This is a genomic window from Egbenema bharatensis FJBBOT/2019, assembly GCF_048077055.1.
GTDB classification, from domain to species: Bacteria; Cyanobacteriota; Cyanobacteriia; order Elainellales; family Elainellaceae; genus Egbenema; species Egbenema bharatensis.
In genome coordinates this window covers 2,793,140-2,812,396 of the sequence record NZ_CP182236.1, presented here as the reverse complement: position 1 = coordinate 2,812,396, position 19,257 = coordinate 2,793,140, and the positions used below count along the sequence as shown (strand labels likewise).

Here is a 19,257-nt window from a genome sequence, read left to right as displayed (position 1 = left end):
TGGCTAGAGAATGGGAATTGAGGGGCTATGGTGCTGTTCAGCATTGTAAGCAACCTTTGCCCCCTAGGAGCAGACAGATCTGTTCTACGACTGAACGACGACGACAGTTCCAGGGGCTAGAGTATACTGAATTCAAATCTTTGCTCTATGGGAGTTGACCCATGCCGTCCCCTTTCCCTGGCATGAACCCCTACCTGGAATTACCTGCTTTGTGGCACGAGTTTCATAACCGCTTGATTGTGGCAATTTCGGATGCACTCACTCCCTATCTGCAACCCAAGTATTACGTCGCAGTCGAAACCCGTACCTATCTGGATGACGACAATCCTGAATTGCTAGTGGGAATCCCTGATGCGATCGTGCTGACTGCTTCACCCACTCTTGTCGCGCAACCGACAACGACCGCCACACAAACGCGCCCGAAACAAATCCAGCTCCCCCTACCCATTGAAGTGAAAGAACGTTATTTAGAAGTGCGGGAGGTGGGTACGCATCAGGTGATTACGGTGATTGAGGTGCTGTCGCCTAAAAATAAGCGCAAGGGCGAAGGACGATCTGCCTATGAGAAGAAGCGGCAGCGCGTGTTGGGCAGTTCCTCTCATCTGGTTGAAATCGATTTACTGCGAGAAAATCCACCTATGCCGATGATTGGGGTAGAGGATACGGGTGACTATCGCATCGTGGTGAGTCGAGCCAGTCATCGTCCCATGGCAGATCTATATGAATTCCAGATGAGAGAGCCAATCCCCAGCTTTTTGTTACCCCTCAAACCCGACGATCCAGAATTAATTGTCGATTTACAAACTATTCTGCTGGGCGTTTACGATCGCGGTAGCTATGACTTCCGCATTAATTATCACCAACCTGTCCCCCCTCCCAAATCCGAAGTCGATCAGCAGTGGGTAGATGAGTTACTGGCTCCGATTTGAGGTGCATGATGGCCCGTTCCGTCCAGGAAAAATGCCGACTTCAGAATCTGGTATTGGAGAGGATATCGATATTAAGTTCATCGGAATCCGTGCGTGCATTTGCCGACTTTGGAGCTATCATCACTAGGTTAGTTGAGCGCGAGAGGTTGCACACGCATGGGGCGACTGGACAATCAACCCGAAAATGGTGAATTTGAAGATTCTAGAGCAACAACTGAGAATCTCTTACAAACAATGGCCAACGACTTGCGGAGCTTGCAGCAGGATGTGGTGTCGCAACTGCATCAAGATGTGCAACGGCTTCAGGCAGAAAAGTCGCGGTTGATCAGCGATATTGAAAAGCTGCAAAATCAACGCCAAATCATCCAGTCGCAGCATGAGATGGATCTGTCTCGCCAGCAGATTGCCCAACAACAAGCCTGGGCCAAACAACTTGCCCTGGCCCTGGCCAATCATCTTCATACCGCCCTGGCCAACGGTTGAGTCAATCCGTCAGTCCGCAGCAGCTTCAGCAGACGGTCGATGTCTCCCAGCTTTCCCTGACTCAGGTTGATCCAGAACAGACGCAGCGACTCCTGGCTTCGATCGATGAAACGGTAAATCGCGCCTTTACCTCTCTGAATCACGATTTGAGCAGTTACCAGAGTGCCCTGTCGCAGCAAATCAATCGAATGCACGATCTGGGCCAGCAGGGTGAAGCAATTCTGGAAGTGCTGGTCGGTCGGATTAGCCAGCAGCTTCAGTCGGATGTGGTCAGAAATCGCATTCCCACCGATCGCATTCCTGCCGATCGCATTCCCACCGATCGCATTCCTGCCGATCGCATTCCCACCGATCGCATTCCTGCCGATCGCTCCTTTCAGGCTCCCCCCCATCCCCATCCCCGCTGTCCACTTATCCCCCTCTTCCCTCCGGCTATGCGACTGCAACGCCTCCTCCAGTAGAAAGCCCGACTGGGACTCCCCCCGATGCCATTCCTTTTCCTGCGGCCATCCCTCCAGGGTCAAACGCTGGCTCGAACGTGCTGTCTGGGGTTCCTCTGGTCAATGCGGCTGATTTGGGGATGTCTCCTGCTGCGCCAGGTTCTACCCTGGCGAGTCCTGGAACGACCCATCCAACTTCGACCAGCCCCCCTGCCGCCCCTGCCGCTCTGAGCGATCCCTCTGTTCTCCCCCCCGATCGGCGGCTCGCAAAAATAACCCCTTCCGCTCTGGCGTAATCTTCATGCTGTTCTCAGCGGCTATGCTGGCTCTGCATTACGTGATTGTGCAGATTATTGGCACAGAGGGTCGGCTGTTTGGGAATGAAGCCCTGCCGGTTGGCGGATTTATTAGCCTGGCGACGTTTAGCAGTGCACTACTGGTACTGTGGGTACGCATGGTGGCGATCGTACCCTTGTTAGCCTGGTTGGCGGGCTTGCTGTATCAACCCGTTTGGCGAGATGTCAAACTGATTTTTATCTCAAAGGATCGACGAACCCTCTGGAGCCTGATCGGTAGCGGCATTTTTCTGATGCTGTCCCAGGTGTTTCTCTACATTGCGATCGGTGAAATTGGCCCGGCTGTGGCTGCTACCCTGACCTCAATTTATCCCCTGGCAACGATTCCCCTCACCTGGATGCTGTTCGGCGATCGTCCCACTCGCTTGAAAGTGATTGCAATTGCGGCGATCGGTGTGGGGGCAGGACTGGCCCTGTTTGCAGCACAGACCAGCTTATCCAATGAAGGTATTGTGGCGGGTGTGCTCTCCAGCATTACCTTTGCGCTGTATCTGGTATCCATGCTGATCATTAATCGCCGGAAGCTAAACCCTGTCCCAATTAGCCTGATTCAAAACTCAACGATTTTTGTCTTGAGCAGTGTCTTCCTGATTGCGCTCGGTTCGCGGGCCACTCCCTCCAACTGGCCAGGCTTAGTGATAGGCGGCTTAGTTTTGGGTGGACTCACGATCGTCAGCTACTTCTTGAACGATGTGGGATCGCGCCTGCTGGGGCCCGCCCGGGCCACCCTGATTACTGCTAGCGTTCCAACACTAACGGCATTACTGGCATTTCTGATCCTTCCCATCCCTCAAAACTCCCTCAGCATCGGGCAAATTGCCGGAATTCTGATTCTGACCCTAGGTAGCGCAATGATCAGCTTTGAGCGGGTGATTCAGCAGATCAAGGCAGCAAGACAACGGGGAGTCAGAAGTGAAGAATAAACAGGGGCGCACAGCTGTGCGCCCTTACCATTCCAGATCCCCAGGCTACCGTGTACACAGATCTTGGCTGGGAGGCTCAAACCCTGATAGATCCCCCTAAATCCTCCTTAAAAAAGGGGACTTCTAATCCGGTTCCCTCCTTTTTAAGGAGGGTTAGGGAGGATCAAACCCAGTCGTGGCTAGAGCAGATGACTTGTGTGTACACCGTAGGATCCCCAGGGGGGAATGGCGTTTGCCCCTACAAGGTGCTATCAAGTCACCTCTCGCCCTCAATCACCTCCCATAGTCCTGAATTGCCTTTACCCCCAACGGCTGCGACTGGAGCGATCGAATGGCAGAGGCTGTTGCCTTGGCTCCTGCGATCGTGGTGACGATGGGGATCTTATAGGCGAGGGCAGCACGGCGGATGGAGCGATCGTCGATCTGGGCAGCGGCTCCCAGCGGCGTGTTAATGATCAGTTGAATCTGTTCATTTTTGATCCAGTCCAGCACATTGGGTCGTCCTTCGTGGAGTTTCAGCACCCGTTCTACCGAAACACCGTGTTCCTGGAGGACTTTGCGTGTTCCTTCAGTGGCGACGATTTTCAACCCCAGTTCCACCAGGTCTTTAACGATAGGAACCGCCGCCGCCTTGTCCCGATCGTTCATGGATACAAACACCATCCCTTCCAGAGGCAGGATTTGGGATGCAGCCAGTTCAGCCTTGGCAAAGGACTTCCCAAAGTCGGTATCAATCCCCATGACCTCTCCCGTCGATCGCATTTCAGGGCCCAGAATGATGTCTGTGCCGGGAAACTTGGAGAAGGGCAGAACGGCTTCCTTCACCGCAATGTGTTGGGGAATGATTTCCTGACTGTAGTTCAATGATTCCAGGGTTTTCCCCGACATCACCCGCACCGCCATTTTGCCAGGGGCACACCGATCGCCTTCGAGACAAAGGGCACTGTCCGGGAGGCGCGGGGATTCGCTTCCAGAATATAAACATCCTCACCCTGCACTGCGTACTGAATATTCATCAAGCCGATGACCTTCAGGGCTTGGGTCAGCTTAATCGTCCAGGAGCGAATGGTTTCCAGTACGGTCGGCGATAGGGAAATGGTGGGAATGGAGCAAGCCGAATCTCCGGAGTGAATCCCTGCCTGCTCAATGTGTTCCATAATTCCGCCCACGACAACGTGCCCCGTCTGATCGGCGATCGCATCTACATCGACTTCGATCGCATCTTCCAGGTACTTATCGATCAGGATCGGGTGATCGGGTTCCACCTGCACCGCATAGGTCATGTACCGTTCCAGATCAGCATCTGAGTAAACAATCTCCATGGCCCGCCCCCCCAACACATAGCTGGGACGCACCACCACAGGATAGTTAATCCGTTGAGCCACCCGCAGGGATTCATCATAGCTGCGGGCGATGCCGTTGGGCGGCTGACGAATCTCCAGATCGCGCAGGATTTTTTCAAACCGTTCCCGGTCTTCTGCGGTGTCAATTGAATCAGGGGAAGTGCCCCAAATTTTCGTGGGCACATCGGGATTCTGTGCCAGGTAGTTTTGCAGAGGCACCGCGAGCTTCAGGGGGGTTTGACCGCCAAATTGGATAATCACCCCTTCTGGCTGTTCTGTTTCGACAATGTTCAGGACATCTTCCTTCGTTAACGGCTCAAAGTACAGCCGATCGCTGGTGTCATAGTCAGTGGAAACCGTTTCCGGGTTGGAGTTCACCATGATGGTTTCAAAGCCATCCCCCCGCAGGGCAAAGGAGGCATGACAGCAGCAATAGTCAAACTCAATTCCCTGCCCAATCCGGTTGGGGCCGCCACCCAGGATCATCACCTTGCGGCGATCGGAAGGTGCCACTTCAGATTCCACAGCAACTGTTTCCTGTTCCCCTTGCAGGGAAATGGTTTCTGATTCGTAGGTGGAATAGTAGTAGGGGGTGAGGGCTTCAAACTCTGCCGCGCAGGTATCAACGGTTTTGTAGACCGGAATTACCCCCAGTTCCTTGCGATAGGCTCGCACCTCATCTTCGCTGGTCTTGGTAGCATAGGCAATCTGTCGATCGCTAAACCCCTGCTGCTTGATGGCGTACATTTGCTCCCGCGTCAGGCTCTTGAGGGGAGTTTTCTTCAAAAATTTCTCAGTGTCTAGTAACCCAGCTAACTTGTCCAAAAACCAGGGGTCGATCGCCGTTAGCTCAAAAATCTCCTCAACCGTCATGCCCATTTGCATCGCGTGGCGAATCGTGAAAATTCGCTCTGGATTGGCCGTCCGCAGTCCCGCCCGAATTTGCTCCAGGCTGGGTAATTTCTCCTGCCGATCGCAGCCCCATCCCGCCCGACCCGTTTCCAGAGAGCGCAACGCCTTCTGGAAGGATTCCTGGAACGTCCGCCCGATGGCCATGGCCTCGCCCACGGACTTCATCTGCGTCGTCAGGAACGGTTGAGATCCGGGGAATTTCTCAAAGGCAAAGCGAGGAATTTTGGTGACTACGTAATCGATCGTCGGTTCAAAGCTGGCGGGAGTTTTCTTAGTAATGTCATTGGGAATTTCGTCCAGCGTATAACCCACCGCCAGTTTTGCCGCCATCTTGGCGATTGGGAATCCGGTAGCCTTAGAAGCCAGGGCAGAACTACGAGAGACGCGGGGGTTCATCTCAATCACAATCATTTCCCCGGTGTCTGGATTCACCGCAAACTGAATGTTCGATCCTCCCGTTTCGACCCCAATTTCCCGAATAATTTTAATCGAGGCATCCCGGAGCCGCTGATATTCTTTATCGGTGAGGGTTTGGCCGGCGCAACGGTAATCGAATCCCCCGTGTGAATTCCCATCGGATCCAGGTTTTCGATCGAGCAGATAATCACCACGTTATCCGCCAGATCCCGCATCACCTCTAGTTCATATTCCTTCCAGCCCAGCAGGGATTTTTCAATCAAAATCTGCGACACGGGGCTGGCATCCAGTCCTGATTGGGAAATTTCCTCAAATTCTTCCTGGTTGTAGGCAATGCCACCGCCCGTGCCGCCCATCGTGAAGGCAGGACGAATAATCAGCGGGTAAGTGCCAATCTCATGGGCGATCGTCTTCGCTTCAGCCATTGTAGTCGCTAACCCAGACGGGCACACCCCCACCCCGATCCGCGCCATCGCTTCTTTGAACAGCTTGCGATCCTCCGCCATTTCGATCGCAGGTAGCTTGGCCCCAATCAGTTCCACGTTGTATTTGTCCAACGTGCCATTCTTCGCCAGATCAACTGCCAGGTTCAAAGCAGTTTGTCCTCCCATCGTTGGGAGCAGGGCATCCGGGCGTTCCACTTCAATAATCTTTGCAACCAGTTCCGGGGTCAGGGGTTCAATGTAGGTGCGATCGGCTGTCTCCGGGTCAGTCATGATGGTTGCAGGGTTGGAGTTGACCAGCACCACTTCATAGCCTTCCTCTCGCAGAGCTTTACAGGCTTGGGTTCCAGAATAGTCAAACTCGCAGGCTTGCCCAATCACGATGGGCCCGGAGCCAATCAAAAGGATTTTGTGAAGGTCAGTACGACGAGGCATAGGGGTATGGTTGAAGACAGTGGTTTAAATCCAGAATATTGTAGAGGCATTTTGCCGATCGTTCTGACTTTCCTGATTCATGTTTTAAGGAAGTTCTCTGGGAAGATAGATGGTTTTGGTTATCCTTGCAGCCGAGTTAGCAGTTCTACCCCCACAAGAACACTCATCACCATCAGCGGAAAGCCAATTCCAATTAAGCCTGCCCAACTGGTTAAAACAGACAGCAGTTGTACCAGACGCAGCCTGATCTGGCTTTCTTGCTCAAGGGCATAAATCATCAGTTGAGTGCCGCTAGCCATAAAAAACGCACCGCCAATTCCCAAGGGTAAACTGAGCAAAAACCAGTCATCCGTTGGAATAGGAGATGCGGAAACGATCGCTGGAATTAAGCCAAACCCAATGATTTCCAGAGCCAGCCAGATTCCCAAACAAGTCATTAGATCCCTTCTAGCCAGCTCATCCATAGGGAGTTGAAGTGATACAGCACCAACCAGGTTATGCGGCACAACCGGAGTCAATAAGAATATCTACCGATCGAAACAACAAAAGCTTCCTTGATTTATTCTAAAACCTTACAGATTGTAACCTTGGCACTTCATGCTTAACTCAATTTAATTCTAAAGGCGGTTTTAGTAAACTTTGATGTCCTATAAGGTCGGTAGTATCTTTAACTTTGTTAGCCTACTCGGTAGGTTCAGAGTTTTTAGCTCTTGTAATAATGATATTCCCAATGGGTTCTACGGACGAAATACTGTAGAGCTTCGCTGTTCAGTATCCTGTTTTTTCAACGACTCAATTTTCAACGAATCAATTATGCAACATTACTGCTACAACTGGATTCAGGATTGGTGTGAAGAAAACGGTTGGTCTGATCCCTTTTTGCGGGAGCGCAGAGAATACTGGGCCTTTCCGCCGAATGCAGTCATGCCGCTTCCCATCCCCTCCCGGGCGTTGCGGCTGATTAAGTCTCAGAGAGGACTCAGCCCTGATGAGCGGAAATGGTGCTTGGGAGCGATTGGGTTTACCGCGATCGCAACCCTATCCAGCTATTTGTTCCAGTCTCCGATGCCGATCGTGGCAGCCTTTGCCTTTTGCGCCATGATTGTGGCTCAGATGGAAATCGAAGATTAAATCATCATTAAACAATCAAAAAATCCAAGATTGTCAAAATGAAGAAAACCAAAAAACCGGACCTGGAATAGTGCCACGTCCGGCTAGTTTCATTGGTTCTAAGAGACTTTTAACGCAGAAAAATCAGCTTTTCAGCCCTACTTCTTTACGCCCTATCCTACTACTTCATCTTCACCTGACGCGCCATTTCCTTGAACATATCCAGGCTGGGGCCAGGGCGACGACGGGGGGTGTTGTTGGGAAGTAGATGTTCAGTGGCAAAGTTCTTTGTCTGAGGTGCAGATTGAGCAATGGAGGCCGTCACCGTTTCTTTTACGGGTTCTGCTTCCACTGCTTTCGTTTCAGATTTCTTAACCTTCGTTTTCTTTGCCTTTGCTTTTTTCGGCTCTGCACCCGCTTCAGACGCTTCAGGCGCAGATTTGGGAACCGTTTCAACCACAACTGCTTCAACAGAGTCAGGGGTTTCAGCATCGGTCAGTTGTGCGGCTGCAACATCCTGAGCTGCTTGAGACTCTGGCTCCACTGGTTCTGGTGCTGCTTTCGTTTCTGATGCCGCTGGCTGGGGCGCAGGTTTTGACCCATTGGGGGATTCAGGTTCTGCTTCCAGAAAATATTCGCTTTTTTTACCCAGTCCTAAAAACTTTAATACCATTGTTGCGATCGCTCCTAACGTCTTCTCTCCAGCAAGATCCAACACAGCCTCATAGACAACAACCCGTCCAGAAGGCCTTAATTGATGCTATAGATACGAGACTATCACGAGATGGGGGCGGGAAAGAAAGGAGAAATGTTGAGATGAATTCCCCAACAAAAATTCTCCTTACAGGCTGCCAAACCCTTTCTTCTTCTTGTCTTTTTTCTTTTTCTTTCCAGGAGATGGGGTATTGTATCCGCGCCATCCCGGAGGAGGCGCACCAGGCGCACCCCCCACTGGATCGCCGCCACCAAACATACCGCCCATGCCGCCGCCCATGCCCGGCATTCCCATTCCAGGAAATCGTCCCTGCCCCATTTGCTGCATCAGCGATCGCATTTTCTGGAAATCTTTGACCAGCTTGCTGACATCATCCAGCCCGTAACCTGACCCTTTGGCAATTCGTCTGCGGCGACTGGGGGAACCAGAAAGCAGTTCTGGATCGCGTCGTTCTTCGGGGGTCATGGAGTTAATCATTGCCTCCACCCGCTTCAACTGCTCTTCGCCCTTTTGCAGTTGGTCATCGGAAATTTTGCCGCCCATGCCAGGAATCAGTTTGACCAGCCCTGACAGGGAACCCATGTTCTTCATCAGGCGGGTTTGCTTCAGGAAGTCAGTAAAGTCAAACTTGGCGGTGAGAATTTTCTCCTGAAGTTTTTCCGCTTCTTCAAGATCCACTTCCTCCTGAGCCTTCTCCACCAGGGTCAGCACATCCCCCATCCCCAAAATTCGGGAGGCCATGCGATCGGGATAGAAGGGCTGTAAGGCTTCAACCTTTTCACCCACCCCAATAAATTTGATTGGCTGTCCAGAAATCCGCCGGACGGAGAGGGCCGCCCCGCCTCGCGTGTCCCCGTCCATTTTGGTCAAAATTGCGCCAGTGATCCCAATCTGCTCGTGGAAGGTGCGCGTCAGGTTAGCGGCTTCCTGTCCCGTCATGGCATCCACCACCAGCAGGACTTCGTGGGGCTGTACGGCATCTTTGATCTGGGCCAACTCCGCCATCATCGATTCATCAATCTGCAATCGACCAGCGGTATCGATAATAACCGTATCAACGCCGTCCGCCTTCGCTTTTTCTACCCCCTGCCGGGCAATCTCCACCGGGTTGGCATCACTTCCCAGTTCAAATACGGGAACGTTAATCTGCTTACCGAGGGTAATTAGCTGATCGATCGCCGCCGGACGGTACACATCCGTAGCAACCAGCAAACAGTTCCGCTCTTGCTTACGGAGATGCAGGGCCAGTTTCGCAGTGGCAGTGGTTTTACCTGTTCCCTGGAGTCCCGCCATCAGGACGATCGTGGGGGCAGGCTCGACATGGGCCATCGGCACATTGGTTTCCCCCATCACCGTCACCAGCTCATCGTGGACAATCTTGATGAACTGCTGGCCCGGATTTACCCCGGAAATCACCTGTTCTCCCTGGGCCTTTTTCTGGACTTCTGCCACAAAGTCCTTCACCACCTGGAGGTTGGCATCTGCCTCCAACAGGGCACGACGGACTTCTCGCAATGCCTCCTGAATATTCGACTCCGAAATTTTGTCCTGTCCCCGGAGCTTCTTCCAGGCAGATTCCATGCGATCGGCAAGGGCTTCAAACATAACGCTGTATCTCTAGCGGCACGGCATATATTAAAACTTCCTTACCATTTTAGAGATTCACGTCCCGGATGTTGCAAGGGTTTGTGGAATGAAGGGGGGAAAACCGGAATTTGAGAGTGAGGAGTGAGGGAGTGAGGAGGAAGGTAGGGGCAAACTGTAATTCGCCCGTAAAAGGAGGGAGGAGTGGGTGAGTGGGGAAGGGAGGGAGGGATAGAGGAAAGAGTAGGAAAGGGGGAGATTAATTGCAGGCAAGATGCCTGCGCTACGGGTTATGGACTGGGCGGGCAAGATGCCCACCCCACAAGAGATTGGGTAAAGCTGAATGGATTAGGCAGGTAAGATGCCCACCCCACAAGAGTTCAGCCACACCCTTACCTTGCTTTACCCCATTCCCTACTCCCCACGCCCCACGCCCCACTCCCTATTCCCTCCTCACTCCTCACCCCTCCCTCCTCACTTCCTAAAACCGATAGGCTCCACCCACCTGCACACTGACTGCTGTATCAGAGCTATTGCGGTAAGCGTCAAAGCCCACCTTGACATCGCTGTATAGAACTACATTGCGCTGTACGGCCGTCTCTGCACCCAGGGTGACGAAGGGGGCATTCTGATTTCCTAAGGGTGAAGCAGTGTTTTCATTTCCGAGGACAAAAGAGTAACCGCCACCCACATAGAGATTCGTGTTGGGAGCAATACCAATGTCATAGGAAAGAATGGGCATCAGGGCACTATTGTCACCGTTAAACAGGTAGGCTGCACGCAGAGAAACGGGCAATTCTTGAATGTCCAAACGTCCTTGAACATTACCACCTAAAATCTGATCGTCATCGGAGTTAGTTGGGCTAACAGATACCCCTGCACCGACATAGCTTCCAGTCATTCCCCTTGCGGTTTGAGCTGAAGCCAATTCAGCTGAAGATAGAATAGGTAGAACTGTTAATGCAGAGAAAAGAGAAACCGTTGCGATCGACTTCAGAGCGAATTTCATGAGATACCTTCCTTGGTGTGAGGCTTTGATTTGCAGTAGATTTGACATTTTACCCATCAAATTAGCTAGCAAGAAAAAACTAATTCTTACTAATTAGATTTAATTCAATTTGCTAGCTGATTGTCGTAGATGACCGAAACTTCAGGTTTAAGATGCATTTCTTTGAGGGGGCAATGCAGGCGAATTACCTAAAGTGTTTTGAGTTGTCATTCGTTTGCTGCTCATATTCCTGTTATAGATTTTGAAGGGGTGACTTTGTGTTAGACAATGTTCTGTTTTTCAACTGTCACACAATCAAAATAAAGGAATAATCAGTTAATAATTTCTCTCCAAAAGATGCCAGATTATTTTCAACAAAAAATTGAAAATATCTCAGTATTTAGACACTGAAAATACTCAAAAAGTTCCCAGAAAAATTCTCTTTCTTTAGAACTATTGCGATCGACTTTCCAGCAACGGCTCAATCTCCCCCTTCAGCCAGACGGGAGAACTGGATAAATTCAGCCCTGAAGCTTGTCTGACTTGTGCAAGATGCTGCACTATAGCAAATGTTGATAAATGTTAAAGAATCGCCATCGCGCCTTAAAGTTCCTAATCAGGCGATAGGGAAAATTAAGAAGCATAGGGGAATTTATGCCAATTCACACACCAGACTGGGTTAAACACGCTATTTTCTACCAAATCTTTCCCGATCGCTTTGCCAGGGGAACACAGCCGCTGATGCCAAAGCTGGACTCGGTTCCTCTAGAAGCATGGGATGCTCCTCCCACTTCCCAGGGTTACAAAGGAGGTAATCTTTGGGGAGTGATTGACAAGCTGGATTACCTGCAAGATTTGGGCGTAACAGCCATTTACTTCACGCCCATTTTTCAGTCTGCCTCTAACCATCGCTACCACACCCACGATTACTACCAGGTTGATCCGCTACTGGGGGGTAATGAAGCCCTCTATCGCTTGCTGGAGGCAGCCCACTGGCGCGGCATGAAGGTGGTGCTGGATGGGGTTTTCAATCATGCCAGTCGAGGCTTCTTTTTCTTTAACGACATTTTAGAGAACGGGCCCCACTCTCCCTGGCTTGACTGGTTCACGATCGAAGGCTGGCCCCTCTCTGCCTATGATGGTGAACGGATAGCGAACTATAAGTCCTGGACAAACAACCGGGCATTACCAGAGTTCAATCACGAGAACCCAGCAGTGCGGGAATACATCATGCGCATTGCCGAACACTGGATTCGTCAGGGGATCGACGGTTGGCGGCTAGATGTGCCAGAGTGCATCAAAGCATCCGGTTTTTGGCAGGAATTCCGCGATCGGGTCAAGGCAATTAACCCGGAAGCCTACATCGTCGGCGAGATTTGGCGAGATGCAAGGCAATGGTTAGACGGCACCCAGTTCGATGGGGTGATGAACTACTGGTTTGCTGGAACGACGATTGCCTATACCGCAGGCGATCGAGTGGTGCGAGAAGAAGTTCAGGATAGAGATTATGATCCTTATCCGGCAATGGATGCTGACACCTATGCTGAAAAGATCCAGCTTCTGCTCCATCGCTATGCCTGGGATATTCAACTGACTCAGCTCAACTTGCTCTCCAGCCATGACACGGCTCGCTTACTCACGCTAGCAGGGGGAGACATTAACTCAGTGAAGTTGGCTAACTTGCTGTTGATGACCTTTCCTGGCGCACCGAGCATCTACTACGGGGATGAAGTCGGGTTGGCAGGAGGACTCGATCCAGACTGTCGCCGCAGCTTCCCCGAAAAAGCGCAATGGAATGCTGAGATTCTGGACTGTCATCGCAGCCTGATCTCCCTGCGCCATGCCCACATTGCCCTCCGCATTGGGGAATACCGCCTCCTGGGAGCTGAAGGACTGGTATACGTCTTCGCCCGACTCTGGGAAGGAGATGTGCTCATCATTGCCGTCAACTCTGATGATGTGACTGCCCGGATTGATCTGGAAACGATCGGAACTCGCCTCCATGCCCAACCCACGCAGATTCTGTACAGTACCGATCCGGATGCCTCCCAGAAAACTGCCATCCTCTGGACAGACGACAATCTGTTTCTCGCGCTGCCGCCTCGGACGGGGATTGTGTTGGGGTGAGGGAGTAGGGGGGTAGGGGAGTAGGGGAGTAGGGGAGTAGGGGGGTAGGGGAGTAGGGGAGTAGGGGAGTAGGGGGGTAGGGGAGTAGGGGGGTAGGGGAGCGGGGACGCTGTGAATGCAGGGTTTTAATGGGGCTGTTGTCTTGCTGATTTCCGCTCGTGGGGTGGGAGTTTGTCTGCCCAGTCAATGGCTATCGATATAACCAAATTTGCTTTTGAAACTCCATCTCGCCCACATTCACTGCCCCCCTACTCCCCCCCCCACTCACCTACTCACCCACTCACCTACTCACCCGCCTCGCCTCCCCCCTCCAACTCAACAATCTCCTGAAATAGCTGCTCAAATTCCTCAGCAGCTTCCACCGATGCTTTGCCGAGCAATTCCCATACCGTAGCAGCCTGCCCAAAGGTGTCGGCGATCGCCTGTCGTTGATGAATCACGGTATCCAGTACCGGGACTCCAATATTAGCGAGGAGGAGCATGGCTTCATCCTTCAGGCGAGTTCCCTTGACGGCCCTGGATAAGAACACGGCAGCCTGAGGTTTGCCCTCGCGTTGGGCTTGCGCTTGACGGATGAGACGAATGGCATCCGAAGCCGATCGCAGATCGACACCCGTGGGTTGACAGGGAATGACGGCTAGATCAGTGCAATACAAAATGGCTTTAGTGGCATCAGATAGCCCCGCCGGGCCATCAACCACCACATAGCTATACTTGCTGGCTAACTCAGGAATGCAATCGAGCAGTGCTTCTGAAGTTTGCGCCACTTTACAGGGAATCTGATCTTCCAGGGAGTCAACCCAGATCGAGCTAGACCGTTGAGCATCTGCATCCACCAGCACGACCTGATTTCTGCCCTGAAGCAGCCAATAGGCAAAATGAACGGCAGTGGTGGACTTAGCACATCCCCCCTTCTGATTGACAAAGGCAATGACTGTCATGCGTTTGGAACTACCTCACTGCACTCAACGATCTAGCAAATCAGGTCAGCAACACTCAGGTTAGGACGATCTCGCCCTGCTCCTGCTCGATAATCGAAATCAAAAATTGGGAACCAGCAGCTATGGAAGGGTTGGGTCTACAACCCAATCACCAAAATAAGATTCTAAAAAATCTTAGTGGACAATGGGCGATCGAGTTTGTTTGCTTCCATAATCTGAGAAATTTATTGCAGTACGCTAGATTTGTTTTAGGGTGGTTTGCCCTTGCGGGTCAATCATCCTTAGCAGATTACCATCTGTCCAGCCAGAAGTTCCTCCTGCAACAGGAATTAGTGAATTTCTCTGCATTCCCCTACAATCGTGATTGGAAGCGAAATTTAAACCCTATGGATGTCAAGCTGATTTTACTGGCTTTCACCCCCATCTTTATCCTCGCCTGTTTGTTCTTTGGGACACGAAACGGGTTTTACGACACGGATAACTATCACGGTAATGGCTCTGCTCATTAGGGCAAGTCATGGAGCAGTTGCAATGTTTACCCTACGGCGTAGGTCATGCCGATGAGGGTATCTGTTTATTAGTGCAGTTAGGGCCGCATCGCGTTTTGTTAGATTGCGGTCTGGCTAGTGTGGCTCCGTTAGTGGCTGAACGGCAGTCTGCTCCCCCCGTTGATCTGGTTCTGTGCACCCATGCCCATCCCGATCATGCACGAGGACTGCTGGCACTCCATCAGACCTACCCCAAGCTGCCGATCTATGCCAGTGAGGTGACTACCCATCTGCTGTCGCTCAACTGGACAGAAGTGGCAAATGCCCAGTCCCAGTTACAGTCCCAGTTGCAGTCCCAGCCCATTCCAAACTTTTGCCATGCTCTACCCTGGCGTACCCCAGTTGAATTTTTCGATGGGTTGAGTGCGGAACTTTATCCCGCCGGCCACCTGCCTGGAGCGGCGGCCTTTTTGCTGACCTACACCAGTGAGCAGCGGTCGTACAGCGTATTTTACACTGGCGATTTTTTGCTCTCAAATTCGCGTCTGGTCGATGGGTTGCCCCTGGAAGAACTAAGGGGACTCAAGCCGGATGTTTTGATTGTAGAGGGCAGTTACGGTACAGCGCGGTATCCCCACCGACGGCAGCAGGAGAACCAACTGGCAGAACGATTGCATCGAGCGATCGCTGAAAACCAGTCGATTGTGCTACCCACTCCAACCCTGGGAATGGGGCAGGAATTGTTAATGCTGTTGCGGAGCCATCATCACTTTACCGGGCGCGAGGTGGATATTTGGGTCGATGGAAATGTGGCTCTAGGATGCGATCGCTACCTGGAGATGTTGTCCCACTTTCCCAGCACAGTTCAAAATTTTGCCCGGCATCAACCGCTGTTTTGGGATGAGCGGATTCGTCCTAGAGTGCGATCGCTCCTCAATTTATCTGCCTCAGATCGCAGTAAAGCCTTTGCGCAGGGACAGACTCCCTGCATTGTGATTACGGATAAAGAATCAGATTTGGGGCAATACTGCTCTCCCAACACGGGGGAATGGCTCCTGCTGATTCCGTCCCAGCCTGGGCGCATGGGTTCTGTGGAAGCGGCGATCGAGCATACTCTGGGAACTTCTCCAAAGTTACGCTCTCAAATTCAGTCGGGGCAGATTGCCGTTGAAACCTACCTGCTGGGTGATCATTGTGATGGCACAGGCACCACCCAACTGATTCATAACCTCCGCCCGCAGCACATTGTGTTTGTTCACGGTTCTCCTACCTATCTCACTGATCTGGCTAGCCTGGAAGAACTGCAAAACCGCTATCATCTCCATACTCCCTCCGCCGGAGTCCAGGTTGATTTACCGATCGGAGAGACATTTTTGCAGCCCGCCGCTCCCGAATCGAACTATGAGGGCGAGCTGACGGAAGAAGAGATGTCCATCAGCATTACGCTACCCGATGCCATTACCCGTGATCCACGCTGGCAGAATTTTGCTGATACTGGACTGGTGGAAGCCCGCTGGCAAGGGGAAGAGTTAGTCCTTCGAGGATTAACCCAGCGAGAATTGCTGGCTCAACATGCTGAATCGGCTTCACCCGTCGCCCTGGAAAGCTGTGAATACTGCCGTCATTGCCGGGGTCAACGCTGCTGGAATCAGGCTTCTCCGTTATTTGGTTTTAAAGTCACTCCTGAAGGCTACTGCCCTGCCTTTGAACCCGCCCCGATCGTGCGTGAAGAATTCCCATCGGAAGACAATCCCCTCTAACTTTTCGTAGTCCGCTTGGGGGAACGTTTTGTGGAGGAACGTTTGGGGGAACGCTGTTTAGCGCGGCTCGTGGTGCGCTGTTGTCCCCAACCCAATCCTTTCCCAGCGATAACCAGGTAGCCGATTGCTAAAAATAGGCTATTGAGCGTCACTCGTGCCCTGGATTTTCTCAGGTCAGTCGTTAGGGTATTCACCTGTTCTTGCTGCTGTGCCTGGATGCGCTCCGCTCCTTCCTGACGAGCTTCTGCAATTTTTTGCTCCAGCGCGTTTGGATCATTTCGCACTTCCGCCAGGGTTTCCTGGATTTGCTGGACAAAGTTCTGCTGGACATCAGTTGATTCGCCCAACTCACCCGATGATGCCTGGAGCTGCTGTTCTACCTGGGCCAATAGCTCCTGGTTGGACAAAACCGCCGTTAGCTGATCGCGCTGCTGTTCCAATTCCACATTCAATCGTTCTTCAGCGATCGCCGCTTCCTGGTTAATGCGTCGAGTTTCGGCTGCGCTAGCGAGTTGGTTGCTTCTGAAATAAATGGGAGCCAGCAGCAAAAACAGGACCCCCAGCACACTCGCCGCAGTCAACGTGCCTGAGAGCCAGCCTTGGGAAAGGTGAGAGCGGTTAGACTCAGATTGTTCAATCCAGAGGCTAAATAGGATGAGTGCCAGACCGATGAGGGGAATGGTTCCTCGCCCAACCCACTCACTGATTAAGTTGGATAGCCATGCACTGTTCAGAAAGTTAGGTGGAATGGTCAAAGCCACATAGTCGATTAGTACCCCCAAAAGCAAGAGGAGACCTGCCACCCTGAGGATGAGGACAGCAAAGGTTGTGGCAAAGGGTTGGTCTGGTTTCATAGGACGCTCTAAAGTCAGCACTAAAATGTAGTTTAGTTTACGGTTATCCGATCGACCGCTCAAAACTGGATGACCCAAGTTTAGATGCCCCAAACTTCGGACAAAACTAGGGTTCCCACAATCTTTCTGTCCTCTGTCATTTACTGGGTCATTTACTGGGTCATTTACTGGGTTTGGCGCAGGCTCTTTTCTCGATGTGGTTTTTCCTGCATGCTTTAACCCATTATGATGTTCTACCCCATTGGATTTATAACCATTACCGCTTCACAGGCGGCAAAATTTTCGCACCCGATCGTGTTCTGGATCTTGCCAGGAGTAGGCAAAGTGGCTGATGGTATTGATTTGGGGAGTTGCCTGGTAAATCGCCCGCATCTGATTTTCCAGGGGGGGGTGGCCGCCGTTGGTTTGCCCCCAGGTTCCGGCCAACACTGGCATCACCTGCGTTCCATCGGGAGCCATGCTCAACACGCGCCGTACCTGCTCGACAATACAGCTTGAATCGGGGCACAGGGCATAGGACATTGGATGCCACTCCATACTGCTGGGAAACCGATCCCACGGTTGCAGTCGGGAATCATATCCCCCCGTTCCCACCCGCTGATTGGCTTCTGGGAAGAAGACCGCTCCTGCTGGCAGTCCGCGTTGCTGGACTGGATAGATCGCCACCTGGAGAAAGTCCAGGACTCCCTGCACGGCATGGGCAACGCTGAGGAGCCAGAGTTCTGACTGCAATCGTTCCACGCTGGCAGCACTGTTGGGATCACGACCCTGCCAGAGGGGGACTCCTTCATTCGGGTAAAGGGAATTGACCGCAGACAGATCCGCAGCCGTAATCCGTCCCTGGCTCACATAGCGATAAATCAGATCTCTCCCCTTCTGGTTCATCGCCCGATCGAGCAGTGCTTGCTGGGCGGATGGCCCGTAAATCCAGAGGTTCTGAACCTGGCTGGCAACGGACTCACCACCCTGGCCCCAGGGATAGCGAATGTAGTCAAATAGCACTCCGTCGGGCTGGCGGCGCAAAATTGCCTGCACCAGGGTGTGATAATCTCGCTTGGCTTGAGTACTGTAAGGATCGACAAAAACCTCGTTAGCGTGGATCGTTCCAGCCCCCCCCGATGCCAGGGCCGTCAGGGTATTTTCGCCTCTGCCGTTGCGGGCCAGGGTTTGTTCAGCTTCAGGGCGCAGGCTGTAGGAATAGCCAAAGTTAAGGGTGAATAACCAGGCATAAACCTTGATGCCCCGCTCTCGGCCCTTGTCGATCGCCGCCTGGAGTAAGTCAATGTTTTCCCGCCCTTCCCCTCGAACGATCGAAGCCCAAACGGTGGGATTATCGGAAGCCGGTAACAGCACTTGCCCATCGTAGAAAGCTTCAACATAGACCATGTTATAGCCCCGACTGATGACGCGATCGAACAACTCATCTAACGCGCCAGGATTAGCATCGCAGGGATAAAGCCGGAGCCAGAGGGCTTGATTTTGGGGCCAGGTGCGAGCACGGCATTGCCGTAATTGTTCAGCCTGTTGAGCCACCACTGTTTTATAAGCCTGTTGAGCTTCTGCATCACCACTCTGGGCCGCCTGGCGTAGCGTATCGGTTTGGCTCACTGCTTCTGCGTTCAACTGACAATAGGCAGCAAGCTGGCTTTGGGCACGGCTGATCTGACTAAATCCCAGGGGAATGATCAGGAGACTGACCAGGAGGGCAATCAGGAAGCGACGACAAAACCGCTGATACCGTTGCTGAAGTATGAAAATCCAAAAACGCGCCATGAATCGCTTCACCACCCATTCGCCACAACCAAAAACATCCGTGCAGTCCGGGATCAGATGCGACTCGGGTTAGATGGAATCGGAGCAACCTGATCGCAATCGCATCGATCATTGCATCAATGTCGTCGGATCAATATAGCTTATTTTTCAAACAGTACTCCAGAATCAATAAAACCACTTAACGAGAGGTTATTTCGGACACCAGGGTGAAACTTCATAAAAGCCTGAGCTAGTTA

16 protein-coding genes and 1 pseudogene are annotated in these 19,257 nt (G+C 52.1%); 9 read left to right on the top strand and 8 right to left on the bottom strand.

What is annotated here, in order from left to right; genetic code table 11:
* Window positions 1–161 precede the first annotated feature (161 nt).
* From ACM1PF_RS12990 to ACM1PF_RS12970, 5 genes are all read left to right on the top strand, one after another.
* Entirely contained in the window at window positions 162–929 is a 768-nt protein-coding gene (locus tag ACM1PF_RS12990; RefSeq protein ID WP_416675091.1) for a DUF4058 family protein, read from the top strand.
* A 156-nt stretch (window positions 930–1,085) separates the two neighbouring features.
* The gene (locus tag ACM1PF_RS12985; protein ID WP_416675088.1) at window positions 1,086–1,412 is read left to right on the top strand and encodes a hypothetical protein; all 327 of its coding nucleotides are present in this window, start codon (window positions 1,086–1,088) and stop codon (window positions 1,410–1,412) included.
* Entirely contained in the window at window positions 1,409–1,873 is a 465-nt protein-coding gene (locus tag ACM1PF_RS12980) for a hypothetical protein (RefSeq protein WP_416675085.1), read from the top strand. The genes ACM1PF_RS12985 and ACM1PF_RS12980 overlap by 4 nt, the downstream gene beginning before the upstream one ends.
* Window positions 1,874–1,950: 77 nt before the next feature.
* Complete coding sequence (locus ACM1PF_RS12975) at window positions 1,951–2,148, top strand: hypothetical protein (protein WP_416675082.1); 198 nt, start codon at window positions 1,951–1,953, stop codon at window positions 2,146–2,148.
* Window positions 2,149–2,153: 5 nt separating this feature from the next.
* Window positions 2,154–3,131 carry a DMT family transporter gene (locus tag ACM1PF_RS12970; protein ID WP_416675079.1) on the top strand — a complete coding sequence of 326 codons (978 nt, stop codon included), beginning with the start codon at window positions 2,154–2,156 and terminating at the stop codon, window positions 3,129–3,131.
* A gap of 273 nt (window positions 3,132–3,404) precedes the next feature.
* Here the strand turns inward: ACM1PF_RS12970 and carB are convergent.
* Window positions 3,405–6,681 (bottom strand): annotated as a pseudogene (gene carB, locus ACM1PF_RS12965) (carbamoyl-phosphate synthase large subunit).
* Between the two features lie 119 nt (window positions 6,682–6,800).
* On the bottom strand, window positions 6,801–7,118 hold the full coding sequence (locus ACM1PF_RS12960; RefSeq protein WP_416675076.1) for a hypothetical protein: 318 nt from the start codon (window positions 7,116–7,118) through the stop codon (window positions 6,801–6,803).
* Window positions 7,119–7,494: 376 nt separating this feature from the next.
* Between ACM1PF_RS12960 and ACM1PF_RS12955 the strand changes: the two genes are divergently transcribed.
* Complete coding sequence (locus ACM1PF_RS12955) at window positions 7,495–7,812, top strand: slr1957 family protein (RefSeq protein WP_416675073.1); 318 nt, start codon at window positions 7,495–7,497, stop codon at window positions 7,810–7,812.
* A 160-nt stretch (window positions 7,813–7,972) separates the two neighbouring features.
* On the opposite strand, the gene ACM1PF_RS12950 is transcribed toward ACM1PF_RS12955, so the two are convergent.
* The 3 genes from ACM1PF_RS12950 to ACM1PF_RS12940 form a co-directional block, all read right to left on the bottom strand.
* Window positions 7,973–8,506 carry a hypothetical protein gene (locus ACM1PF_RS12950; RefSeq protein ID WP_416675071.1) on the bottom strand — a complete coding sequence of 178 codons (534 nt, stop codon included), beginning with the start codon at window positions 8,504–8,506 and terminating at the stop codon, window positions 7,973–7,975.
* 126 nt (window positions 8,507–8,632) lie between these two features.
* Window positions 8,633–10,111, bottom strand: a complete 1,479-nt coding sequence (gene ffh, locus ACM1PF_RS12945; protein WP_416675068.1) for a signal recognition particle protein — start codon at window positions 10,109–10,111, stop codon at window positions 8,633–8,635.
* Window positions 10,112–10,571: 460 nt separating this feature from the next.
* Window positions 10,572–11,099, bottom strand: coding sequence for a hypothetical protein (locus tag ACM1PF_RS12940; protein ID WP_416675065.1), 528 nt, complete (start codon window positions 11,097–11,099; stop codon window positions 10,572–10,574).
* A gap of 633 nt (window positions 11,100–11,732) precedes the next feature.
* Here ACM1PF_RS12940 and ACM1PF_RS12935 point away from each other — a divergent pair.
* On the top strand, window positions 11,733–13,205 hold the full coding sequence (locus ACM1PF_RS12935) for a glycoside hydrolase family 13 protein (RefSeq protein ID WP_416675063.1): 1,473 nt from the start codon (window positions 11,733–11,735) through the stop codon (window positions 13,203–13,205).
* A gap of 284 nt (window positions 13,206–13,489) precedes the next feature.
* On the opposite strand, the gene ACM1PF_RS12930 is transcribed toward ACM1PF_RS12935, so the two are convergent.
* On the bottom strand, window positions 13,490–14,146 hold the full coding sequence (locus ACM1PF_RS12930; protein WP_416675060.1) for an AAA family ATPase: 657 nt from the start codon (window positions 14,144–14,146) through the stop codon (window positions 13,490–13,492).
* A gap of 122 nt (window positions 14,147–14,268) precedes the next feature.
* Here ACM1PF_RS12930 and ACM1PF_RS12925 point away from each other — a divergent pair, with 122 nt between their 5' ends.
* Complete coding sequence (locus ACM1PF_RS12925) at window positions 14,269–14,655, top strand: hypothetical protein (protein ID WP_416676957.1); 387 nt, start codon at window positions 14,269–14,271, stop codon at window positions 14,653–14,655.
* A gap of 8 nt (window positions 14,656–14,663) precedes the next feature.
* Window positions 14,664–16,394 (top strand): MBL fold metallo-hydrolase, encoded by a 1,731-nt coding sequence (locus tag ACM1PF_RS12920; RefSeq protein ID WP_416675058.1) that lies wholly within the window; start codon window positions 14,664–14,666, stop codon window positions 16,392–16,394.
* Here the strand turns inward: ACM1PF_RS12920 and ACM1PF_RS12915 are convergent.
* Window positions 16,391–17,326: an HpsJ family protein gene (locus ACM1PF_RS12915; protein WP_416675056.1), complete on the bottom strand. Its 936-nt coding sequence runs from the start codon at window positions 17,324–17,326 to the stop codon at window positions 16,391–16,393. The genes ACM1PF_RS12920 and ACM1PF_RS12915 overlap by 4 nt on opposite strands.
* Before the next feature lie 186 nt (window positions 17,327–17,512).
* Entirely contained in the window at window positions 17,513–19,021 is a 1,509-nt protein-coding gene (locus ACM1PF_RS12910) for a family 10 glycosylhydrolase (RefSeq protein WP_416675053.1), read from the bottom strand.
* Window positions 19,022–19,257 lie beyond the last annotated feature (236 nt).